At 68.4% G+C, this 19,670-nt stretch carries 24 protein-coding genes; 14 read left to right on the top strand and 10 right to left on the bottom strand.

Annotation, left to right across the window (positions count from 1 at the left end; genetic code table 11):
- The first annotated feature begins 14 nt into the window (after window positions 1–14).
- The 9 genes from rimI (at window position 15) to HALKA_RS0103785 (ending at window position 4,950) form a co-directional block, all read left to right on the top strand.
- Complete coding sequence (rimI, locus tag HALKA_RS0103745; RefSeq protein WP_018256730.1) at window positions 15–506, top strand: ribosomal protein S18-alanine N-acetyltransferase; 492 nt, start codon at window positions 15–17, stop codon at window positions 504–506.
- A gap of 38 nt (window positions 507–544) precedes the next feature.
- Window positions 545–931, top strand: coding sequence for a DUF5810 domain-containing protein (locus tag HALKA_RS0103750; RefSeq protein WP_018256731.1), 387 nt, complete (start codon window positions 545–547; stop codon window positions 929–931).
- Between the two features lie 23 nt (window positions 932–954).
- On the top strand, window positions 955–1,368 hold the full coding sequence (locus HALKA_RS0103755; RefSeq protein WP_018256732.1) for a DUF5809 family protein: 414 nt from the start codon (window positions 955–957) through the stop codon (window positions 1,366–1,368).
- Complete coding sequence (locus tag HALKA_RS0103760; protein WP_018256733.1) at window positions 1,368–1,805, top strand: hypothetical protein; 438 nt, start codon at window positions 1,368–1,370, stop codon at window positions 1,803–1,805. Before HALKA_RS0103755 ends, HALKA_RS0103760 begins: the two co-directional genes overlap by 1 nt.
- Complete coding sequence (locus tag HALKA_RS0103765) at window positions 1,802–2,368, top strand: NUDIX hydrolase (protein ID WP_018256734.1); 567 nt, start codon at window positions 1,802–1,804, stop codon at window positions 2,366–2,368. Before HALKA_RS0103760 ends, HALKA_RS0103765 begins: the two co-directional genes overlap by 4 nt.
- Complete coding sequence (locus HALKA_RS0103770; protein ID WP_018256735.1) at window positions 2,365–2,934, top strand: NUDIX hydrolase; 570 nt, start codon at window positions 2,365–2,367, stop codon at window positions 2,932–2,934. The genes HALKA_RS0103765 and HALKA_RS0103770 overlap by 4 nt, the downstream gene beginning before the upstream one ends.
- Window positions 2,935–3,021: 87 nt before the next feature.
- Window positions 3,022–3,405: a rhodanese-like domain-containing protein gene (locus HALKA_RS0103775; RefSeq protein WP_018256736.1), complete on the top strand. Its 384-nt coding sequence runs from the start codon at window positions 3,022–3,024 to the stop codon at window positions 3,403–3,405.
- 52 nt (window positions 3,406–3,457) lie between these two features.
- Window positions 3,458–4,204 carry an MBL fold metallo-hydrolase gene (locus HALKA_RS0103780; protein WP_018256737.1) on the top strand — a complete coding sequence of 249 codons (747 nt, stop codon included), beginning with the start codon at window positions 3,458–3,460 and terminating at the stop codon, window positions 4,202–4,204.
- 185 nt (window positions 4,205–4,389) lie between these two features.
- Window positions 4,390–4,950, top strand: coding sequence for a hypothetical protein (locus tag HALKA_RS0103785; protein WP_018256738.1), 561 nt, complete (start codon window positions 4,390–4,392; stop codon window positions 4,948–4,950).
- Window positions 4,951–5,012: 62 nt separating this feature from the next.
- Here the strand turns inward: HALKA_RS0103785 and nucS are convergent, their stop codons facing one another.
- Together nucS and HALKA_RS0103795 are read right to left on the bottom strand one after the other, a co-directional pair.
- Window positions 5,013–5,750 carry an endonuclease NucS gene (gene nucS / locus HALKA_RS0103790; RefSeq protein ID WP_018256739.1) on the bottom strand — a complete coding sequence of 246 codons (738 nt, stop codon included), beginning with the start codon at window positions 5,748–5,750 and terminating at the stop codon, window positions 5,013–5,015.
- Window positions 5,751–5,762: 12 nt separating this feature from the next.
- Window positions 5,763–6,314: a DUF6735 family protein gene (locus HALKA_RS0103795; protein ID WP_020493627.1), complete on the bottom strand. Its 552-nt coding sequence runs from the start codon at window positions 6,312–6,314 to the stop codon at window positions 5,763–5,765.
- Between the two features lie 96 nt (window positions 6,315–6,410).
- Between HALKA_RS0103795 and HALKA_RS0103800 the strand changes: the two genes are divergently transcribed.
- A complete protein-coding gene (locus HALKA_RS0103800) occupies window positions 6,411–6,698 on the top strand; it encodes a DUF7577 domain-containing protein (RefSeq protein ID WP_018256742.1) in 288 nt (95 codons plus the stop codon).
- A 48-nt stretch (window positions 6,699–6,746) separates the two neighbouring features.
- Here HALKA_RS0103800 and HALKA_RS0103805 read toward each other — a convergent pair whose 3' ends face one another.
- Window positions 6,747–7,361, bottom strand: coding sequence for a hypothetical protein (locus HALKA_RS0103805; RefSeq protein ID WP_018256743.1), 615 nt, complete (start codon window positions 7,359–7,361; stop codon window positions 6,747–6,749).
- Window positions 7,362–7,443: 82 nt separating this feature from the next.
- Between HALKA_RS0103805 and HALKA_RS0103810 the strand changes: the two genes are divergently transcribed.
- Window positions 7,444–8,613 carry an MBL fold metallo-hydrolase gene (locus HALKA_RS0103810; RefSeq protein ID WP_018256744.1) on the top strand — a complete coding sequence of 390 codons (1,170 nt, stop codon included), beginning with the start codon at window positions 7,444–7,446 and terminating at the stop codon, window positions 8,611–8,613.
- Between the two features lie 170 nt (window positions 8,614–8,783).
- On the opposite strand, the gene HALKA_RS0103815 is transcribed toward HALKA_RS0103810, so the two are convergent.
- A complete protein-coding gene (locus HALKA_RS0103815; protein ID WP_018256745.1) occupies window positions 8,784–9,077 on the bottom strand; it encodes a DUF6432 family protein in 294 nt (97 codons plus the stop codon).
- Window positions 9,078–9,194: 117 nt separating this feature from the next.
- On the opposite strand from HALKA_RS0103815, the gene HALKA_RS0103820 reads away from it, so the two are divergent.
- Complete coding sequence (locus tag HALKA_RS0103820; protein ID WP_018256746.1) at window positions 9,195–10,097, top strand: DUF7093 family protein; 903 nt, start codon at window positions 9,195–9,197, stop codon at window positions 10,095–10,097.
- 26 nt (window positions 10,098–10,123) lie between these two features.
- Window positions 10,124–10,516 carry a DUF5611 family protein gene (locus tag HALKA_RS0103825; RefSeq protein ID WP_018256747.1) on the top strand — a complete coding sequence of 131 codons (393 nt, stop codon included), beginning with the start codon at window positions 10,124–10,126 and terminating at the stop codon, window positions 10,514–10,516.
- Window positions 10,517–10,826: 310 nt separating this feature from the next.
- Here HALKA_RS0103825 and HALKA_RS0103830 read toward each other — a convergent pair whose 3' ends face one another.
- The 3 genes from HALKA_RS0103830 to HALKA_RS0103840 all read right to left on the bottom strand — a co-directional run bounded on the left by HALKA_RS0103830 (window position 10,827) and on the right by HALKA_RS0103840 (window position 13,001).
- Window positions 10,827–11,594 (bottom strand): ABC transporter permease, encoded by a 768-nt coding sequence (locus HALKA_RS0103830; protein ID WP_015761596.1) that lies wholly within the window; start codon window positions 11,592–11,594, stop codon window positions 10,827–10,829.
- A complete protein-coding gene (locus HALKA_RS0103835; protein WP_018256748.1) occupies window positions 11,591–12,550 on the bottom strand; it encodes an ABC transporter ATP-binding protein in 960 nt (319 codons plus the stop codon). The genes HALKA_RS0103830 and HALKA_RS0103835 overlap by 4 nt, the downstream gene beginning before the upstream one ends.
- A 94-nt stretch (window positions 12,551–12,644) precedes the next feature.
- Complete coding sequence (locus tag HALKA_RS0103840) at window positions 12,645–13,001, bottom strand: cell division protein SepF (protein WP_018256749.1); 357 nt, start codon at window positions 12,999–13,001, stop codon at window positions 12,645–12,647.
- 484 nt (window positions 13,002–13,485) lie between these two features.
- Between HALKA_RS0103840 and HALKA_RS0103845 the strand changes: the two genes are divergently transcribed.
- Window positions 13,486–14,217: a DUF1028 domain-containing protein gene (locus HALKA_RS0103845; protein WP_018256750.1), complete on the top strand. Its 732-nt coding sequence runs from the start codon at window positions 13,486–13,488 to the stop codon at window positions 14,215–14,217.
- Between the two features lie 40 nt (window positions 14,218–14,257).
- Here HALKA_RS0103845 and HALKA_RS0103850 read toward each other — a convergent pair whose 3' ends face one another.
- The 3 genes from HALKA_RS0103850 to HALKA_RS0103860 form a co-directional block, all read right to left on the bottom strand.
- Window positions 14,258–14,998 carry an SIMPL domain-containing protein gene (locus tag HALKA_RS0103850; RefSeq protein ID WP_018256751.1) on the bottom strand — a complete coding sequence of 247 codons (741 nt, stop codon included), beginning with the start codon at window positions 14,996–14,998 and terminating at the stop codon, window positions 14,258–14,260.
- Between the two features lie 64 nt (window positions 14,999–15,062).
- Window positions 15,063–16,346 (bottom strand): TIGR00341 family protein, encoded by a 1,284-nt coding sequence (locus HALKA_RS0103855; RefSeq protein WP_018256752.1) that lies wholly within the window; start codon window positions 16,344–16,346, stop codon window positions 15,063–15,065.
- Window positions 16,347–16,416: 70 nt separating this feature from the next.
- Window positions 16,417–19,590, bottom strand: coding sequence for a PKD domain-containing protein (locus HALKA_RS0103860; RefSeq protein ID WP_018256753.1), 3,174 nt, complete (start codon window positions 19,588–19,590; stop codon window positions 16,417–16,419).
- Window positions 19,591–19,670: the final 80 nt, after the last annotated feature.

The raw sequence follows: 19,670 nt of genomic DNA on the forward strand, positions 1-19,670 counted from the left end.
CGTAGAGAGCGGCAGTGACGACCGTTCCCGACAGCGATACGGAGCCGCCGACGGTCCGTCCCGCAACGCGGTCGGACCTGCTGGCGGTCCATCGGATCGAGTCGGCCTCGTTCCCACAGCCCTGGCCGTTCTCCGCGTTCGAGAGCTACGTCGGCGAACCCGGCTTCCTGGTCGCTGTCGACGAGCGCGACGACGACCCCGAACTGCTGGGTTACGTCGTCGCCGACACCGTCCCCAACCACGGGACGCCGCTTGGCCACGTCAAGGACCTCGCGGTCGAGGAAGCGTACCGCGGACAGGGGATCGGTCGACGACTGCTCCGGCGTGCCATCGGCGTGCTCGAAGACGCCGGAACGGGCTCGGTCAAGCTCGAAGTCCGGGCCACCAACACGGCCGCGCGCTCGCTGTACCGGTCGTTCGGCTTCGAACACCGCCGGACGATCCCCAACTACTACGGCAACGGCGAGGACGCACTGGTGATGATCCGGGCGCTGGACGACGGGTGATCGACAGTTTATACCCGTCTCGGGCACGCTGTCCTCGTATGGGCTATGCCTGCCCCGTCTGCGAGGAGCCACAGGCCGACGCCGGCCATCTGGCGAACCACCTCGCGTTCACGGCGCTGACCGGCGGCGACGACCACGAGGACTGGCTCGACGAGCACGTTCCCGAGTGGGGCGGGTTCGGCGAGGACGAACTGGCCGCCGAGGTGGTCGAACTGGCCGAGGAGGCGGAGTTTCCCTTCGAGGCCGACGGCCACGACCACCGGCACGAGCACGATCACGGCCAGGGGGTCGACCCCCAGCAGGCCCGTCAGCGCGCCACCGGCGAGCTGGACGACGAGGCCGAGTCGATCCTGCGCGAGGCCCGCGAGATGACCGAGTCGATGCACGACGAGGACGACACGAGCGACGCAGACGAAACCGAGTAGTCCCCGCCAGACCAAGCGGGGGTATGCACACCGAGGGGACGTTTCTACCGGAGACCGCCCGAGAGGCACGCGAGCGCTACGAGGCGCTGGGCTCGACGGCACAGGTCGTCGTCAAGGCCGTCGCCAAGTCGATGGCGTTCGACAGCGAGGAGTACGACGAGCGGGTGACCAGCGACGTCGTCGAGACGGCCCGCGAAGCCATGTTCGGCGAGGAGCTGGCGGTCCGTGTCGGCACCGCGGCGGAGTTCGAGGAGTGGCGCGAGACGGCCGACCACGAGGTCGAGGTCTTGGGTGCCGACACCGTCGACGCCGTCGCCTGGCACGCCCCGCCGTTCGCCGAGACCGCCGTCGCGGCGACGTTCCAGGAGGAGGAAGCGGCCGCCGTCGCGACGCTGCGCCGACAGGCCGTCGCTCGGATCTACCAGGACGTGGTCTGATGCGGACAGTCACCCGGAACCTCCTGCTCGGTATCGGGGTCGTCCTGGTCCTCTTGCTCGCGCTGGGGGCAGCGCCGTCGCTGCTTCGCAGCGGCGATCCCTACTACGTGAGTGCGACGCCGATCGGCGAGGTCGACGACAGCGAGGCGAACCTCACGAGCGGCCCGAACGCGACGGCCGTCGGCGGCGACACCCTCTCGGAGCGGACTCATCCGTTCACGACGACGGCACTCGCCGACGCGGGCGCGAATCAGACGGGCTACTCTGAGCCCTACTGGCGCGGTCCAGTCGGGATCAAGGGCGCGTTCACGCACTCGCCGTTCGACGAACTGGCGGCGCTACGGCAGCGCAACCCACGGGCGGCCGACGGCGAGTCGGTGCGACTGGCACACAACGGGACGCTTTATCGCGTCGGCGTCACACAGGATCGAGCATGAGCCCGGATTCGAACCCCGAGCCGAGCCGCCAGCCGAGCCACGAGTGGCCGATCGTCGACTCCGAGACAGAGTACGAGACCGGCTGGTACACCGGCGGCTACGATCGCGTCCAACAGCCGGACGGGAGCGAGAAGTCCTACTACTGGGCGGAGCTGCCCGACGCCGTCGTGGTGGTCGCTCGCAGCGGCGACGAACTGATCCTGGTCGACCAGTACCGGCCGACGATCCGCGAGCAGTGTCTCGAGCTGCCGGCGGGCATCGTCGAGGACGGCGAGTCCTACACCGAGGCGGGCCGGCGCGAACTCCGCGAGGAGACCGGTTTCGATGCCGCCGGCGTCTCCCTGCTGGAGGCGTTCTGGTGTTCGACCGGCGTCCTCAGACACCGGCGAGGGATCGTCTTCGCCGAGGGGCTGGAACCGGTCGAGTCGGATCTCGACGACAACGAGTTCCTCACAGTCACGACCGTCCCGATCGCGGACGCGCTGGACGTGGCCCGCCGCGAACCGGCCAACGACGCCACGATCGAGGGGATCTTGCTCGCGCGAGCGGAGGGGCTATTGTGAGCGGGGAGCCACGCTATCCCTGGGACCGACCGGATCCCGAGTGGCCGGTCCACGAAAGCGTCGTCGTCTGGGAGACACCCTTCTTCGAGGCCGGCTACGACACCGTCGAGCGGCCCAACGGCGACCTCGCGGACTACTACTGGCTGGAGCCGGCCGACGCCGTCATCGTCGTCGCGCCGACGGCCGAGGACGAGCTCGTCTTCGTCGAGCAGTACCGTCCGCGGTTCCGGCTGCGGTCGCTGGGACTCCCTGCCGGCGGGATCGACGACGGCGAGGAACCCATCGAGGCCGCCCGCCGCGAACTCCGCGAAGAGACCGGCTACCGCGCCGAGGAACTCAGCTACGTCGACTCGTACGTCCCGTCGGGGTGGACCCGCTACGTCCGGCACGTCTTCTTCGCGACGGGACTGGTGTCGGGCGAGCCCGATCCGGACGAGGGCGAAGTCATCGAGAGCCTGACGGTCCCCGTCGACGAGGCCGTCGACGTGTTGCGGTCACGGGAGGGGCCGGTCAACGGCTTCGCGCTCACGCCGATCCTGCTCGCTCGCGAGGACGGACTGCTGTAGTCGTCGGCGACGCGCCCTCCCAGAACAGCCCCACAGTGCGAGTATCGACCGTGAGGCGTAAGGGAGCCCAGCACCCAGCGTTCGGTAATGGACGGGGAAATCGGCCACGAGGAGCTGGCAGCGATACTGGAGGACGGTGCCGAGGCACGCGTCGTGGACATCCGTTCGCCCGGCGCGTACGAGCGGGGACACATCCCCGGCAGCGAGAACGTCCCGCTCCAGCAACTGGTCGACGACATCGAGCAGTTCGACGGCGCGGAGCGGGTCGTGACGGTCTGCCCACACGGGAAATCGAGCGTCCAGGCCGCGCGGCTGATCGCCTCCTACGAGGGGTTTTCGGGCCGCGCCGAGAGCTTCGGCCCCGGGCTGGCGGCCTGGGACGGACCGATCGAGAGCGGACGCGGCGAGGGGGAGATGGCGGACGAGGGCGCGGGAGCGCCCGCCGACGAGGGACCGGACGCGCCGTTTTAGCGGCGGCCAGTCAACGGCCGACTTATGTGTTCTGCCCGTCGTACCGTAGGCAATGACTGTTCGACACGACGGGCTCGCCGTCGAGTGGCTCGGCTACGCCACGATCCGGCTCGCGGGCGAGGAGACGGTCGTCTACTTCGACCCGGGGCGGTACGGCGTCCTCACCGGCGACTGGGAGCCCGACGAGGCGGGACTGAACCACCCGCCGGGACGCGACTACCGGCCGGAAGACGGGGACGTGATCTGTGTGAGCCACGTCCACCACTACGACCCCGACGGCATCGAGCGGGTGGCGAGCGCGGACGCGACCGTCGTCGCCTTCGAGGGGATCGACGGGCAGGATCGAGAGCGCGGGCTCGCGCCGATCACCGAACTGCCCTACGAACTGCGGACGGTCGACGCGACGGCGAGTCTCACGGTCGACGGCGTCTCCGTCTGGTCGACGCCGGCCCACAACGAGCCGGACGGTCCCCACACGCGCCCGGACGGGACCCCCTACCACCCGGAGGGATTCGGCTGCGGATTCCTCGTCGACGTGGAGGGGACGCGGGCGTTCTGGCCGGGGGACACCGACGTGTTGCCGGGCCATCGCTCGGTCGACGTGTCGCTGTTCTGTCCGCCGATCGGCCAGCGGTTCACGATGGACCGCCGCGAGGCCGCGCGGCTGGCCGCGACCATCGAGCCGAACCTCGTCATGCCGGTCCACTACAACACGTTCTCGACGCTGGCGACGGACTCGCGGGCCTTCGCCGCCGACGTGGCGGCCGCTGGCGTCCCGGTCGTGCTCGACGAGCAGTGACGGGTCGTCGCGAGTCGAGAATGGTGGCTCTGGTGAAAGCTCTCGTCAGAAAGGGCTCAGAGGGGGTAACGTTTCGTCATTGCCACCACCAGCCCGTAGCCGGCCACGGGTGAAAAACGCGTTTATCCGGGACGGGCGAGAGCCAACACCGAAACGATCACCCGATCGACCACCGTAGCACCCGTATGGACAGATCTGCCGAGTCGTTCGCCGAGGCGCTCGCGTCGGGCGACAGCGACAGCGTGAACGAAGCGATCGACGAGATCGAAGCGGTCGAGTCGGCTCTCCGCGTCGAACAGTACGGGGCGCTGTTCGATGCGTGTCGTCCAGTCTACGAGAGCGACGACGGCTACGTCCGCCAATCCGTCGTGCGGTTTCTGCGCGACGCCTACCCGATGCTGGAGCTGACGATCGCCGCAAGCGAGCGAGAGCGCGTCGACGGCTACGCGATCGACGATCTGCGCGAGAACAGGACGCGCCTCGTCGAGCTCCTGCTCGACGCGCTCGGAGACGACGACGGACGGGTCCGGAGAGCCGCCGTCGACGGCTTCGACACGCTCGGTGTCGCGATCGATCTTGCGGAGATCGACGCCGAGAAGCGGGTGCTACTCGACGAACTCGACGACCTCGCCGACGACCTCCCCGAGGAGAAAGCCAAACACGTCGAGGAAGCGAGGCAGTCGGTGGCGCGAATGGGGTTGGTCGGCAGTCTCGTCGGCGACCTCGATCTCGATGTCCCGCGATGACGAGCGCGGCGGCCACATGAACGGGGAAACTCGCGTCCGGCCTCGATGAGCGGCCGAGGCGATCACTCCTCGGGCGGTGCCAGCGAGACGAACTCCAGTCCCTTCTGGGCCAGGAGTTCGCGGGCGCGGTCGGTGACCGACGGGGCGACGAGGATGCCCCGGATCTCGGCCTCGTCGTGGAGGTCGCGCCCGAGCGCCTGGACGTACCGGTCGAGCTGTCCGACCGCGTCCGGCCCGACGCGCCGTCGTTTCAGCTCCACGACGACGGTCCGCCCGTCTCCGTCTTCGCCGTAGATGTCGATCGCACCGGCCGGCGTCGACCGCTCCGTCGCCAGCGGGGTAAACGCGGGTTCGAGGAGGTCGGGATCGTCGAGAATGCGCTCGCGCAGATCCGCTTCGGTACCGGTCAGCGACAGGTCGGTGGCGTCGGTCACGTCGAAGACGCCGACGTGGGCCAGCGACTCGAAGGCGATCGAGAGCAGTTCGTCGGGCGAGGACCGCTCGCTCTCGACGACGAACTCGCCGTCGACCACGCGGACCGCGTGCTCACAGCCCGGCGGCTGCCAGTTGACCGGCTGCTGGCCCTCGTCGGTGTGGACCAGCGCCGCCCCGTCGGGTTTGAGCATGACGTGGCGATCGCCGGGGCCCAGCGTACTCGTCGCGCGTCCGTCGTAGTCGACCCGGCAGCGGCCAAACAGCGTCACCAGCGCCCCCGCGTCGATCCCCCGCTCGACGAGGTCCCCGGCCGCGTCAAAGTCCGGGTCAGACAGCGTCGCGGTCGCGTCCCCGTGGGTCGTCACGCTCGGCCGTAGTCAGTCGGGTCGTAAAAAGGACGCGTCGTCGATCGGGTACAGCGGTGCCAGTCGCGCGAGCGTCTGCCAGAGCGCACGGCGGGCACGCTCCGGAGACAGTGCCCCGTCGTCGACGCGCTCGCCGAGTCGATCCTTGGCGGTGACCAGCGTCCGACGGAGCCGTTCCTCGTCGGCCGTCGGGCCGGCGACGGCGAGGGGCTCACCGCCGTCGAGACCGAGCGGACAGACGAGGTAGGTGCTGGTCTCGGCGGCGGGTCCGACGACGACGAGCGACTCGATCGTCGGGTCGACGGCCGCCAACACGTCGGCGGGGTCCAGCCGCCGGGCCAGCGGTCGCGGATCGACGCGTGTTCCGACGGCGTCGTCCCGGCCCGAAGCGAGGTCGAACTGGTGGGCGATCCGGTCGGGAACGGGCGGGGGCCGCGAGCGGTCCCGTCGGCCACCGAACGGCGTCTCGGGCGTGATCGCAGCGGCCAGCCCCGTCCCCCAGTGTGCGTAGTGGAGACGGTAGCCGTCGCCGTCCCGGTAGGCGACCAGTGCGCGGTGTGCCATGGCGTCGCTGGGCGCGTGTTCGGTGATAAACCCGCGCCGCCGATCGTGACACTGAATGGCACAATCCTCAAGTGCGTACCCGTCGTAGTCGGACGTATGTTGGGGACCGAGTGGGTGTACGCCGCGATCGCGGGCCTGCTCTTCGCGCACCTCCTGACACTGCTGTATGCCTACCGGTCGAGCCGATCCGAGCCGGCCGCCGACGGTGTGTCCGACGCCGCGGCGGTCGAGGTGGCCGATCGAGCCGACCGGAGCGTCTGTCGGTGCCCGGAGTGTGGCACGGAGAACGACCGTGCGTACCGCTTCTGTCGGCAGTGTGTCGCCGAGCTACCGAGTGCGCGGCTCCGCGTCGAGCACCCCCGCGAGCAACGACAGCCCTACTGATCGCTGTCCCGAACGTGGCGCTCGGGCCGGACCCGAACTGCGGCCGCGTCAACAGACCGGACGCGGGTCGAGACCCATGGCGTCGAGACGCCGGGCGTAGTCCTCGTACGCGACGGCGATCGTCTCGGCGGCCGCCCGCTGGGCGCGATCCGGTTCGGCCCCGAGTTCGACCACCAGCGCCGCCCCGTCGTCGGCGTCCTCGTCGTAGGACGACCGGACGGTGCGACACGCGTCGGCCGTGGCGTCGTCGCCCTCGTTGACGAAGAAGTTGATCGCCTGGAGGGCCGTCCGATCACCGACGAGACCGGTCGCGACCAGCGCACCCGCCCGCTCGGCGTCGGCCCCGAGCCCTCGCAGGTGCTCGACGACCGGCCACGCCGTCTCAGTCGGCGGCTCGTCGAGTTCGGCCGAGAGAGTCCCGTGTCGCGTTGCCGCGCGCTCGCTGGCCCGTTCGAAGGCGTCGGCCGCCGGGCCGTCTGTCTCGCCGGCCCACGCGTCGAAGACCGCTCGGCGACCCGCCTCGCGTCCGGACAGCGTCGCGCGGACGGCGGCGGGTTCGAGAGTCGCGTCCGTCGCCGCGAGCAGTACCTTCTCCGAACCGAGCCGGTCGAGTTTGGTCGCGCTGTCCGCACGGACCCGCTCGACGAACGTGTCGGCGTCCATACCGGAACGACGCGTCGACACACCTTAACGTCCGGGCCCGATCGTGACACTGCTTATGGCTCGCGGGGCCGTACAGACAGCTATGTCCGAGTCCTATCCCGACCCGCCGGTCGAGCCGGCGACGATCACCCCGGAGACGCTGGCCGGACGGCTGGCCGACGGCGAGAGGGTTCGGTTGCTCGACGTGCGCGACCGCGACGAGTACGAGCGATGGCACATCGCCGGGCCGTCGGTGACGGCGACACAGCACTCGTTCGCGAAGGCCCTGCAGGCACAGGTCCGAGGGTCGGTCGACGAGCTGGCCACACAGGTCGCGGGCGAGGGGCCGATCACGGTCGTCTGTGCTCGGGGGGAGGCGAGTGCCTACGTCGCTGGACTGCTGACGGAGGCCGGCGTCGACGCGCACAACCTCGCGGGCGGGATGGACGGCTGGGCCCGCGTGTACGAGGCACACGAACTCGACGCGGACGAGGCGACGATCGTCCAGTACCAGCGACCGGCCTCGGGCTGTCTGGGCTATCAGATCGTCGCGGACGGCGTGGCAGCCGTCGTCGATCCGCTACGCGCGTTCGCAGATCGGTACGCCGCGGACGCGACGCGATTAGACGCGACGATCGAGTACGTGATCGACACTCACGTCCACGCCGACCACGTCAGCGGCCTGCGGTCGGTCGCGACGGCGACTGGCGGCGAGGCGCTGGTGCCGGCGCGGGCTCACGAGCGCGGCGTCGTCGGGACCGTCGGGACGCTGGCCGACGGCGAGACGCGCAGCCTGGGAGAGACGACGCTCCGGGCGGTCGCGCTGCCGGGTCACACGACGGGGATGACCGGCGTCGCGGTCGGCGACGTACTGCTGACCGGCGACAGCCTCTTTCTGGAGAGCGTCGCCCGCCCGGACCTCGAAGCGAGCGACGACGCGGCGGCGTTCGCCCGAGAGCTGTACGCGACGCTGACCGAACGGCTGGACGCGTTCGACGACGAGACCCTGATCGCGCCGGGCCACGTCGGCGAGCGAACGGTGCGAAACGACGACGGCAGCTACGCGGCGACGCTGGGCCCGCTCCGAGAACGGCTGTGGGCCTTCGCGGTCGACGAGGCGACGTTCGTCGAGCGCGTCACGGAGAACGTCCCGCCGCGCCCGGCCAACGCCGAGGCGATCGTCGCAGCCAACCTCGGCCGACGGACGCCGAGCGACGACGACGCCTTCGAGTGGGAACTGGGACCGAACAACTGCGCCGCGACGGCGGAGTGATACGGATTATTGTAGCGATTTACCGGTGATCGTCTACTCCGTGGCGACGATCACCGGTAAGCAACTACAATAAACCGTATGAGACGGGTCGTCGCCGGTCCGTGCCGGGTCGATCCCACGGCGATGTGCGGTCGCCCGGGAGAACGCTGACGATAGCCGTATAGTAGGGGCTACAGCGAGAAGCGACGCCGGATCGCGTCGACGAGTGACTCCTCGTCGGTGGGTTCGTGCTCGCCGACGACGCCGGACTGGGGCGAGAAGACCGTCCGCTCGCCGTCCCGTGTCACCTCGATGAGCGCGTCCGCCTTCAGTTCGGCGAGGGCGTCCTCCAGGTGGTCGATGTCGGCGTCGACCCGCGACCGGAGTTCGAAGACGGTCATCCCGTCCTCGGGGCGATCCCCGAGGGCATCCAGCACTGCGACCTGCGTGTCGGGACGGTCGCGGTACTCCGGTTTCGCTCTCATACCGGGAGATAGTCGTGGAACCCCCTTGTGTTTGTCCCCGAGCGAGAGAGACCGGCGGTCGGCTCGCGGTCGTCCCAAGCAGTAGGCTTATCACTCGGAGCGGGCCATGTCGTGACAATGAGTCTCAAATGCTCCGTGCTTGGGCACGCGTACGGAGAAACGACTGTCGAGCGCGACCGCGAAGAGCAGGGTAGCGAAGTCGTCATCACGATCCGAGAGGTCGAAACCTGCGAGCGGTGTGGCACCGAGCGCGTCGTCTCCGAGAACAAGGAGGTCACGGCGATCGAAACACCCGACGACGTCGAGACGACAGCAGAGACGGCAGCGCCGGAGGGCGAAGCGACGACACCGGACGCCGAAAGCGAGTCCGAGTCCGACACTGCCCGAGAGGAGCCGTCGGACGAGGAGGACGACGAGGAGGACGACGACACCGAGGACGTTCCGGCGGCGGGCGAGGAGCTGTCGGCCTCGGAGATCGTCGGCGGCGAGGAGACGCCGTCGACACCCGATGCCGACCCCGATACCGGCGCGGAGATCATCGACGCCGAATCCGACGAACCGGTGTCCGAGGAGGCCGTCGACGAGGAACTGGCCGACCCCACGGTCGACCCCGAGATCGACGAGCAGGACGGCGACGAGCAACTGGGCGGCGGCTCCTCCGCCGTCGATACCGAGGAGATCGACGCGGACGACCCCGACGCCGACGACGCCATGATCATCGACGAGGACGACGACGATCCCGTCGAGCAGGGGGACCGCCAGCCCGGCGAGTGGCCCGAAGAGCCCGACACGGGCGACGACGAGTGGCAGCCCGACACGATCGGGACGATCGAAGAGGACGACGAAGAGCAGGCCACAGAGACGACGACGCTGACGCTCCCCGACGGCCAGTTCCGCTGTCCGGAGTGTGACTTTACGACGCTGGTCGAGTCCTCGTCGCTGCGGCGTGGCGACTTCTGTCCGGAGTGTCACCGCGGCACACTCGTCCACGAGCCAGAAGACGAAACGCGAAAAGAGTAAGGCAGGGCCAGCACAAATCGACTTCTATGCGAGAGTACAAGATGCGGCGCGGCGAGCACCTCGAAGATCGGGTTCCCGACATGGAGGCGTTCGTCGAAGACTACTTCGGCGAGATCACCGACACACAAGAGCGCAAGGGGAGCGACCTGCTGGTCGTCGACGACCCCGATAATCCGGTCTTCGAGCGCGTCGTCGCCGGCACCGTCGAGTACAGCGGCAAGAAAGACAAGCTCGCGCTCCACATCGACGAGCGCGACGCCGAGGACGTCATCGCCGAGGGCAACGCCGACGCGGCACAGGAGGCCGTCACGGCCAAGAACGACTTCCTCGAAGAGGCGACCGGCCGCGACGCCAAGGCCCGCCGGGACTCGATGAAGCGCTCCGTCGAAGACGACGCCGACAAGCCCGACAGCGTCTGAGGATCTTCTCAGCTCGTCGCACTCTATCGATCGCGGACAGCCGCGCCCGCGGCGTTCAGATGAGAAACAGAGATGAGAGTGATTACGCCGCCCGTCAGGTTCAAGTAGACCCGTGACAAAGCATACCATACGCCACGCCCGGAGGCGGTCGAGAAGTATCCGGGTCACAGCGCACGGTGCGCGTGCGTGGCCGACTGGCGCGGGTAGGGCCAGTCCGCCACGGCCCTGTCATAGTTTGGGGCGTCCCCGTCGATCGACGGGGGCGCTCTTTCTCGTCGCTCCCGAGCCCCTGCCGTGGCCTCCGAGCAGATCACTCGGTGAGCCCGTACCCCCGTTTGAACAGCGCGAGGTCGACGGCGAGGACGGCGACGGCGGCCCCGGTGAGCACGAGCAGCGAGGTCGTGGGCTCGATCTCGGTGACGCCGATCATACCGTACCGGACGCCGTTGACCATGTACACCATCGGGTTGAACAGCGAGACGGTCCGCCACAGCGGCGGGAGCACCTCCAGCGAGTAAAACACCGCGCCGAAGAACACGAGCGGCCGGAGGATGAACTGGTTCATCACCGTCAGGTAGTCGAAGTCGCTGGCCCACAGCCCGCCGATCACGCCGAGTCCGCCAAACAGCGTGGTGATGACCAGGACGAACGCGATCAGGTACAGCGGGTGAGCCACCGAGACCGACGTAAAGACCAGCCCGACGCCGACGATCAACAGCGAGGTGACGATCCCGCGCAGTGCGCTGGCCGAGACGTAGGCGGCGACGACGCTGCGATGGGACATCGGCGAGGTCGTCACGGCCTGAATGTACTCGTTCCAGCGGCCGTGGAAGATCGTGAACGACGCGTTCTCGAAGCTGTCCGAGATCGCGCCGAGGACGACCAGGCCCGGCAAGACGAACTGGATGTAGCTGACGCCCGCGATCTCGCCGATCCGGCTACCGAGAATGACTCCGAAGACGGCGAAGTACAGCGCGTTCGTGATGATCGGCGGCAGGAAGGTGTTGTACGGCCGCCTGACGAAGCGCAGCACCTCCCGACGCACGAGCGTCAGGAGTTGCGTGGCGGTTCGGTTCACGCGTCGACCTCCATCTCGACCTCGGTGTCGCCGCCGTGGTCCGCCCGCGTCATGTCGACGAACACCTCTTCGAGGGAGGCCCGGCGTACGTCCAGCGACGTGACGGTGTGGCCCGCCGCTTCCAGTTCACGCATGATCGCCGGGGCGAGAGAGCTCCCGCCGGCAGCGGAGACGAGCAGCGTCTCGTCTTCCATGCGGGCGTCTCGCGCGCCCTCGACCGAGAGTGTGGGGGCGGTCGCGGGCGGCGATTCGAGGCCGATCTCGACCGTGTCGGTGCCCCGTTCCATCAGCTCGTCGGGGGTCGCGACCTCGACCTTCCGGCCGTCGTCGACGATCGCCACCCGGTCACAGAGGCGCTCTGCCTCCTCGATGTAGTGGGTCGTCAGCAGGATCGTCGTCCCGCCGTCGTTCATGCGGTTGATGATCTCCCAGAGGTCGTGGCGCAGCTGTACGTCGACCCCCGCCGTCGGCTCGTCGAGGATCAGCAGGTCCGGATCCGAGACCAGCGCGCGAGCGAGCATGAATCGTCGTTTCATCCCGCCGGAGAGCCAGTCGAAACGAGTGTCGCGTTTGTCCCAGATGCCGACGGTCTTCAGGGCGTCCTCGGCGCGTTCCTCGGCCTCGGCCTCGGGGACGCCGTGGTAGCCCGCCTTGTGCTCTAAGACCTCGTGAATGGGGAAAAAGCGGTCGACGTTGTACTCCTGGGGCGCGAGCCCGATGGCGTCGCGCGCCTCGCGGTAGTCGTCCTCGACGTCCTGGCCGAAGACCGTCGCCTCGCCGCCGTCGGCGTCGACCAGTCCGACCAGCGTGTTGATGAACGTCGTCTTCCCGGCACCGTTGGGGCCGAGCAGGCCGAAGAACTCCCCGGACTCGACCGTCAGCGAGAGTCCGGCAAGCGCCTGCACGTCGCCGTAGCGTTTCGTCAACTCGCGGGTGCGAATCGCGGGTGCAGTCATTACCGTTTCCAGTCGTTCGAGGCGGTTAAGGGGCGTGAAAGGCTCGGTGGCGTAAATCGTACGCGACAGAACGGCGGCGAAAGGAAGAGCGAGCTTACTGGCCGAGGCGTTCGCGACTGATCGCGACGCCGGCCGGCGTGATGATGAGCTGGTCGTCGTCTTTCTGGACGATGTCGCCCCCGACCTCGTTGACGACCCGTTTGAGTTCGTCGGAGATGTGTTCCATCGTACGGTCCTGCGTGCTGTGGCGCGTGATGTCGGCCACGACGATGTCGCCGTCGTAGACGGCGTCTTTGATCTCGACGACGTCCTGTTTCTCGCCGATGCGTGCGATTCGGACCTGTCGGTCGACCTCGACCGCGTCGTCGAGGTCGTCGGCAGACAGTTCGACGTAGTCCTCGGTGGCCCGCGAAGAGCCCGACTCGCCCAGTATCTTGCTCATCAGTCCCATACCCACTGTGGGGGTCGCCGGTGGTTTAGGCTTTACGTCAGACGGAACGACTCGGCCACCCAACTGTCGTAGTGTCCAGATAAGTGACTGTCAGCATAGTGGTGCAGACACCGAAAGCCCTCGCGCAGTTGCGGTCCCGCGACTCGCTGCGCTCCAGTCGGTGCTTGCATCGTCGGGGTTCCCGCAACTGCGCTCGCCCTTTCATCCACCAGGGTCTAGACGGCTCAACGGCCGAATCCTGGCGTCTGTGCGAACAGGGTGAGCACAGGCTCAGGAGAGCGTGCTCTCCTGGCGGATGAAAGGGCGAGTCGTGGTCCGGCATTCTGTGGCGGCACTATCTGAACGAAGTGAAGATATCCGTCACAGAATGCCGGAGCGCGACGAGGGCTTTCGGTGCTTCGAGATTTCTGATCCTGATCGCTTATCTGAACACCACCCCAACTGTCGCCCGACCGCTTTTGCCGTTCGCGACCAACAGAGGCCTGTGACCTTCAGCATCTGCGTCCGGGAAGAGTACACGGACGAGGAGGGCGACGAACAGACCCGCTTCGGCGTCGCGGTGACGACCCGACTGGCCGCGGTCGGGACGCTGTGTCCGTTCGTCAGCGAGAACGGTGCAGTCGCGACACAGAGCCGCGTCAACGTCGACCTCGGGCGACGCGGGATCGACTACGTCGACGACGGACTGGCCGTCGAAGATGCCTTGCAGTCGCTGCTCGACGCGGACGACGGCAAGGCGGAGCGACAGCTTCACGGCGTCGACGCCGACGGGGAGTTCGCCTTCTCCGGCGGGGAGTGTGGCGAGTGGTTCGGTCACGAGGTCGGCGACGACTACACCGTCGCGGGCAATCTGCTGACCGGTGCCGACGTGCTCACAGCCACCGCCACGGCCTACGAGGAGGGCCGCGACGGCGACGCGCCCCTGGCCGAGCGGCTGATCGACGCGCTCGAAGCGGGCCACGCGGCCGGGGGCGACAAGCGCACGGAGCTACAGGTCCAGAGCGCGGCCCTGCTGGTCGCGACGACCGAGGACCGGCCCGCGGACCCCTCCTACGACGACCTGCGAGTCGACGCGACCGAGACGCCGATCGAAGACCTGCGCGAGACGTACGAACTGGCCAGAGAGAGCTACGAGCAGGCGCTGGCGAGAGCAGCGGAGAGGGCGGACGACGAGGACGAGAGTTCCGGCGAGGAGACGGACGGCGGCGAGTCGTGATCGGTGGCGGAACGGCCGGGTCGCTGGTCGGACGGCGGCGTCAGGCCGACTCGGCGGCCTCGTAGGTGACCTGGACCTGTGCCGTCACCGTGACCGGTCCGCTGTCGATGTCGGTGCTGGCACCGTCTTCGGCCGCGGTCCGGGTCGCCTCGGCGGCGTAGGTCCGGTAGCCCCGGTCGACGGTCGTGACGGTCTCGACGCCCTCGATCGTCAGGTCCGCCCGCTCGGCGATCGTCGTCGCCTTCGTCTCGGCGCGGTCCATCGCGCCCTCCAGGGCCTGTTCTTCGAGTTCGTTACGGCGGTCGGCCGACAGCGTGAACTCGACGTTGTCGACGTCGTTGGCACCGTTCGCGACGGCCGTGTCGATCACGGAACCGGCCTTGTCGGTGTCGTTGATGGTGATCTCGAAGGACTGGCGGGCGACGTATCGGAGCTCGGGGTCCTCCACTTCGGAGGGCGGGCGGCGGTAGTCCTGCCCGATGTCGTACCCGTTGGTCCGCACCTGTGCGCCCTCGATGTCGGCGAGGGCGTCCCGAAGCTGGGTGACGTTGTCGGCGAGTTGCTGTCGAGCGGTCGCGGCGTCGCCGGCGCGCGTCTCGACGCCGACGCGCACGACGGCCTGGTCGGGCTGGGCGCTGACCGCGCCGGTCGCGCCCACGTCGACGGTTCGGTTGTCGGTGGCGGCTGTCTGTGCGCTGTCGCCGGCACCGAGCGCGCCCGTACAGCCACTGAGGAGCACGAGCGTCGCCAGCACGGCGACCGCGGGGAGTGAACGTCGCATACACGGTCACCGACGATCCCCACCTTCAAAGCCCTCGTGGACGGTCAAAACCCAGTTTGAACGATCAGCCGGCCTGATCGACGGTGACGAAACGGACCTCCGTCGTCACGTCGCGATCGGCGATCCGGTCGGCCACCGCGTCGATGTCGTCTGCGAGCGTCGGGAACGTCTCGCCGGGCGGGACGCCGACCGTGACGACGACGCGGGTCGGCTGCTGGAACACCGCGGTGTTGGTCTGCTGGACTTCGATCTCCAGCATCGTCGCGCCGGCCTCGGCGACGATCCCGCCGGCCTCGGCCCGGATCTGCTCTTCCGTGTTGGCCCGCTCGAACGTATCGAGCGTGACGCCGCCGAGAAACGCCGAGAGGACCAGGATGGCGACGACGAGAACGCCGATCCGGGAGGCCGTGGCGCTCTTTGCCTCGTCGGTCCGGAACCACTGGCTCGGCTGGTACCCCTTGTACCACAACACGACGAGCGCCGCGAGGTTGATCGAGAGGACGTTGACGGCGAGCAACACCGCGGAGCCAAGCGAGACCAGGGGTTGGCCCCACGCCATGCCGATGCCGACCGTCGCAGCCGGCGGGATCAGCGCGACGGCGATCATCACGCCCACCAGCGCGGTCGACACGCCAGACGAGAGGCTGACGACGCCCGCGACCCCCGCACCCAGCGCGACCACCAGCGAGAGGAAGTCCGGGGCGACGCGCTCGCGGATCTCCGGGATCGACGTGACGTCCGCCAGCGGCGGGATGAGGTGGACCGAACGCACGAGGAAGGCAAAGAGGCCGGCGCTGACGACGGCCAGCACGAGCCCGAGCAACTGGAGTTTGACGCCCCGTCGGAACATCTCCTGGTCGTCCATGACGGTGCCGACGCTGGTCGCCATCGCCGGGCCGATCAGCGGCGCGATCACCATCGAGCCGACGACGACGGCGGGCGAGTCGAGCAAGAGCCCGGCCGTCGCGATCAGCGCGCTGACGACCGTCATGACGACGTACGTCGAAAATGCGGGTGCCATGTCGCTGGCTCTGGCGGTCAGTTCCTCGCGAGCGATCCGGTCCTCGTCTTCCTCCTCGTCGTACCGCTCCTGCAGTTCGTCGAACTGGCGGGAGATGACGGTGTTAGCGTCGACGATCACCGTGTACCCGTCCTCGTCGATCCCGACCGCTCGGAGCTGTTCGAGCACCGGCTCGACGGCCGCACTGGGCAGCGGGAAGTACGCGATGCCGGTGTACTCCCGACCGCTCGTCTCGTCGTTGACGACGTAGTCGATCCCCTCGTCGTCCAGTGCCCCGAGGATGGCGTCGCGCTTGCCCGCCGGTATCGTGACCTGTACGAGTCGCACGTCACCTGCTGTGAGCGCGAGGAGCAAAAGACGGTGGGGTCCGAGCGTCGAGCGCGACCGCCGCGGGCGTCTAGTTCCCGTAGCGGTTCCGCATGTCGAGTGCGTCGACCAGCTCGGTGTTCTGTTCGAGGTCGTCCATCTGCGTGCGGAATTCGAGGTGCAGCGTGTCGAGCATCACGTCGACCAGATCGTCGACGGGCCAGTCGTACTGGCTGGGACCCGTGACGTTCCCGTAGGTCATCGAGAACTTCTGGTTGGGGTAGAGGACCCGGTACATGTACGGGTTGTCGTGGTGGGTGACCCGGATGCCGTACGCCGACAGCGGCGCGTCGGTCCCCTCGAAGGGCCCCGGCTTGGCCCCGTCGGGCAGTGCCACCTCGATCACGTCGCGCTGTGGGTGGCCCACCGAGAAGTTCTTGCGCTGTGCGTTGTCGTACGAGAACTGGTCCAGCCCGGTGGCCTCTTTCGACGGGGCGACGTACCACATGATCGCGCCGTCGATCAGCAGCGGCACCTCGGTGAGATTCTCGAAGATCAGCGACGTGTTGAACAGCCAGCCGTCACCGTGGAGTTCGGCAGTCGCTTCCACCGGGGCGTTGGCAGTGAAACCGTCGCCGAGGCTCTCGCCGGAGACCGGGTGGACCTTCTCCGTCGTGGCCTCGATGATCGGGTTGTCGGTGTTGTTGTACTGGCTGTCGCTGACGCCGCTGCTCCACTCGACCCGGTCGGGCTGGAGGTAGTCGTCGTCGAACTGCTCGCCGCTGGGCCAGGCGTCCTGGACCAGCACCGAGGGATCGTTGTTCGCCGCCACCGGCCCCGCGTCGGCCGTCAGGCCGCCGTCCCGTCCGCCGCCGTCGTTGAACGGGATCGGTTCGGTCTCTTCGGGCAACCCGACGACCCAGGGCATGATCCGCGCGTTGTTCTCTCGGGGCACGCCCGCCGCGTCGAACTGCTTGACCAGTTCGAGCCCGCGGTCGCCCAGCGCTCCGAGTTGCATCGAGCCGTCCCCGGCGTTGTTCTGGATCGCGTCGACGTCGGCCCCGTACTCGCTGGCGTCGCCGTTCAGCTCGTTTTTGAGCAGTCCCTGGACGCCGCCTTCGGCGTATTCGGGGTTGAAGTCCTCGTCGTACGCGGGGAAGAACTCTTCGAGCGTCGTCTCGGCGGTAACGTCGCTGCCGTCGCCGACCTGTACCGTCGTCGTCGTCGCGCCGGTCGCGCCGCCGTCGTCGGTGACCGTCAGCTCGACGGAGTAAGAGCCCGCCTCTGCGTAGGTGTGACTGGCCGTCTCGCCGGTGGCGGTCGAATCGTCGCCGAAGGCCCACTCGTAGGACGCGATCGAGCCGTCCGGATCCGAGGACTCCGAGGCGTCGAAAGAGGCCTGTTCGCCGGGTGCCGGCGAAGCGGGATCGACGGAGAACGACGCCGTCGGCTCCTCGTTGACCGAGCCGACCGTGATGTCGGTGCTGGTCACGGCCGACGCGCCGCCGTCGTCGGTGACCGTCAGCTCGACGGTGTACTCGCCCGCCTCGGCGTAGGTGTGAGAGACCGTCTCGCCGGTCGCCGTCGATCCGTCCCCGAAGTCCCACTCGTAGGACGCGATCGAGCCGTCCGCGTCCGAGGAGTCGCCCGCGTCGAAGCTGACTTCCTGGCCGGGGTCCGGATTGGCCGTATCGACCGTCAGACCCGCCATCGGCGGGGCGTTCCCGTCGATCGCGAGGTCGCCGACCATCGACTTCGGATGGACCGTACAGATGTACTCGACCATCTCCTCGGTGGCTTCGAACTCCAGGGTGCGGCTCTGGCCTTCCTGGCCGACCCGCTCGGTCGCCAGCAGCTCCTCGCCAGCGGCGTTGCGGATCACGAGGTCGTGGGGGATCCCGTCGACGTTGTTGTAGGTGAACGCGTAGGACTCGCCGGAGGTCAGCGAGATCGTCGGGTTCCGCTCGCCCTCGATGGCTGCCGGTTCGGCACCGAGCCAGCCGTCGATGCTGCTGTCGATCGTGATCTGGGTCGGGTTGTCGGCGTCGCTGATCGACACCGTCGTCGACGCGCTGTCGGTCGCGCCTGCGTCGTCGGAGACCGTCAGCGTCACGGTGTAATCGCCGGCATCGGCGTAGCCGTGGGTCGCCACCTCGCCGGTGGCCGTCGAGCCGTCGCCGAAGTCCCACTCGTAGGACGCGATCGAGCCGTCCGCGTCCGAGGAGTCGCCCGCGTCGAAGGTGATGTCCTCGCCGGGTGCGGGCGCGCTCGCGTCCGTCGTGAACGACGCCGTCGGTGCCTCGTTGGTGTCGCCACAGGCACCCTCGTTCTCCCAGGGACCGTACTCGCTGGAGCCGGGTTCGTCGCCCGAAGTCCACCAGCTGGCTTCCCACAGATCGCCGTCGTAGGTGACCTGATCGCCGCCGGTGTAGGTCGCGTCCGCGTCCCAGGCGTCGACGCCGTCACAGCTGCCGCCGCCCGAGCCGGTACCCGAGACCGTGACGGTGGTGTCGTTCGAGTCGCTGGCACCGTCGTCGTCGGTGACGGTCAGCGAGACGGTGTAGTCGTCCGCCGTCTCGTAGGTGTGGGTGACGGACTCGCCGGTGGCCGTGGCTCCGTCGCCAAAGTCCCACTCGAAGCTCGCGAGCGAGCCGTCCGAGTCAGAGGAGCCGGCCGCGTCGAAGCTGACCGTCTCCCCGGTATCGGGCTCGGTCGGATCGACCGTGAACGAGGCGTCGGGTGCCACGTTCGACCCCTCGCCGACGGCGACGGTCTTGGTCGCCGTGGCCGGTGCCTCCTCGTCGTCTCGGACGATCAGCGTGACCGTGTACTCGCCCTCGGCGTCGAAGCTGTGGGTGACGGTCTCGCCCGTCGCGGAGTCGCCGTCGTCGAAGTCCCACTCGTAGGACGCGATCGAGCCGTCCGCGTCCGAGGACGCCGACGCGTCGAAGCTGACCGTCTCGCCCGGTGCGGGCGAGCGTCCGTCCATCGTGAACGACGCCGTCGGCTCCTCGTTCTCCTCGTCACAGTCGTGCTCGCGGGTCCAGGCCCCGAGGTCGGCGTCGGGCTCTCGCTGGGTCCACCACTCGGCGGTCCACAGCGCGCCGTCGTAGACGACCTGGTCGCCGCCGCTGTAGGTCGCACTCGAATCCCAGTCGGGCGCGTCGCAGTGGCCCGAGTGTGCTGCTGCGGTCGAGCTCGCACCGAGTGCGAGCGCCGACAGTGCCGATGCTTTCCGTAACAGATCGCGTCGTGTGTGTCTCATAGTATCCCCCAAACTGCGTGCTGATTCCGCTGCGATGCCCCCCACCAACCATCAGGTTCTTTGAACCGGTACCTTTATTC

Origin of the sequence: Halomicrobium katesii DSM 19301, from assembly GCF_000379085.1 — an archaeon.
GTDB classification, from domain to species: domain Archaea; phylum Halobacteriota; class Halobacteria; order Halobacteriales; family Haloarculaceae; genus Halomicrobium; species Halomicrobium katesii.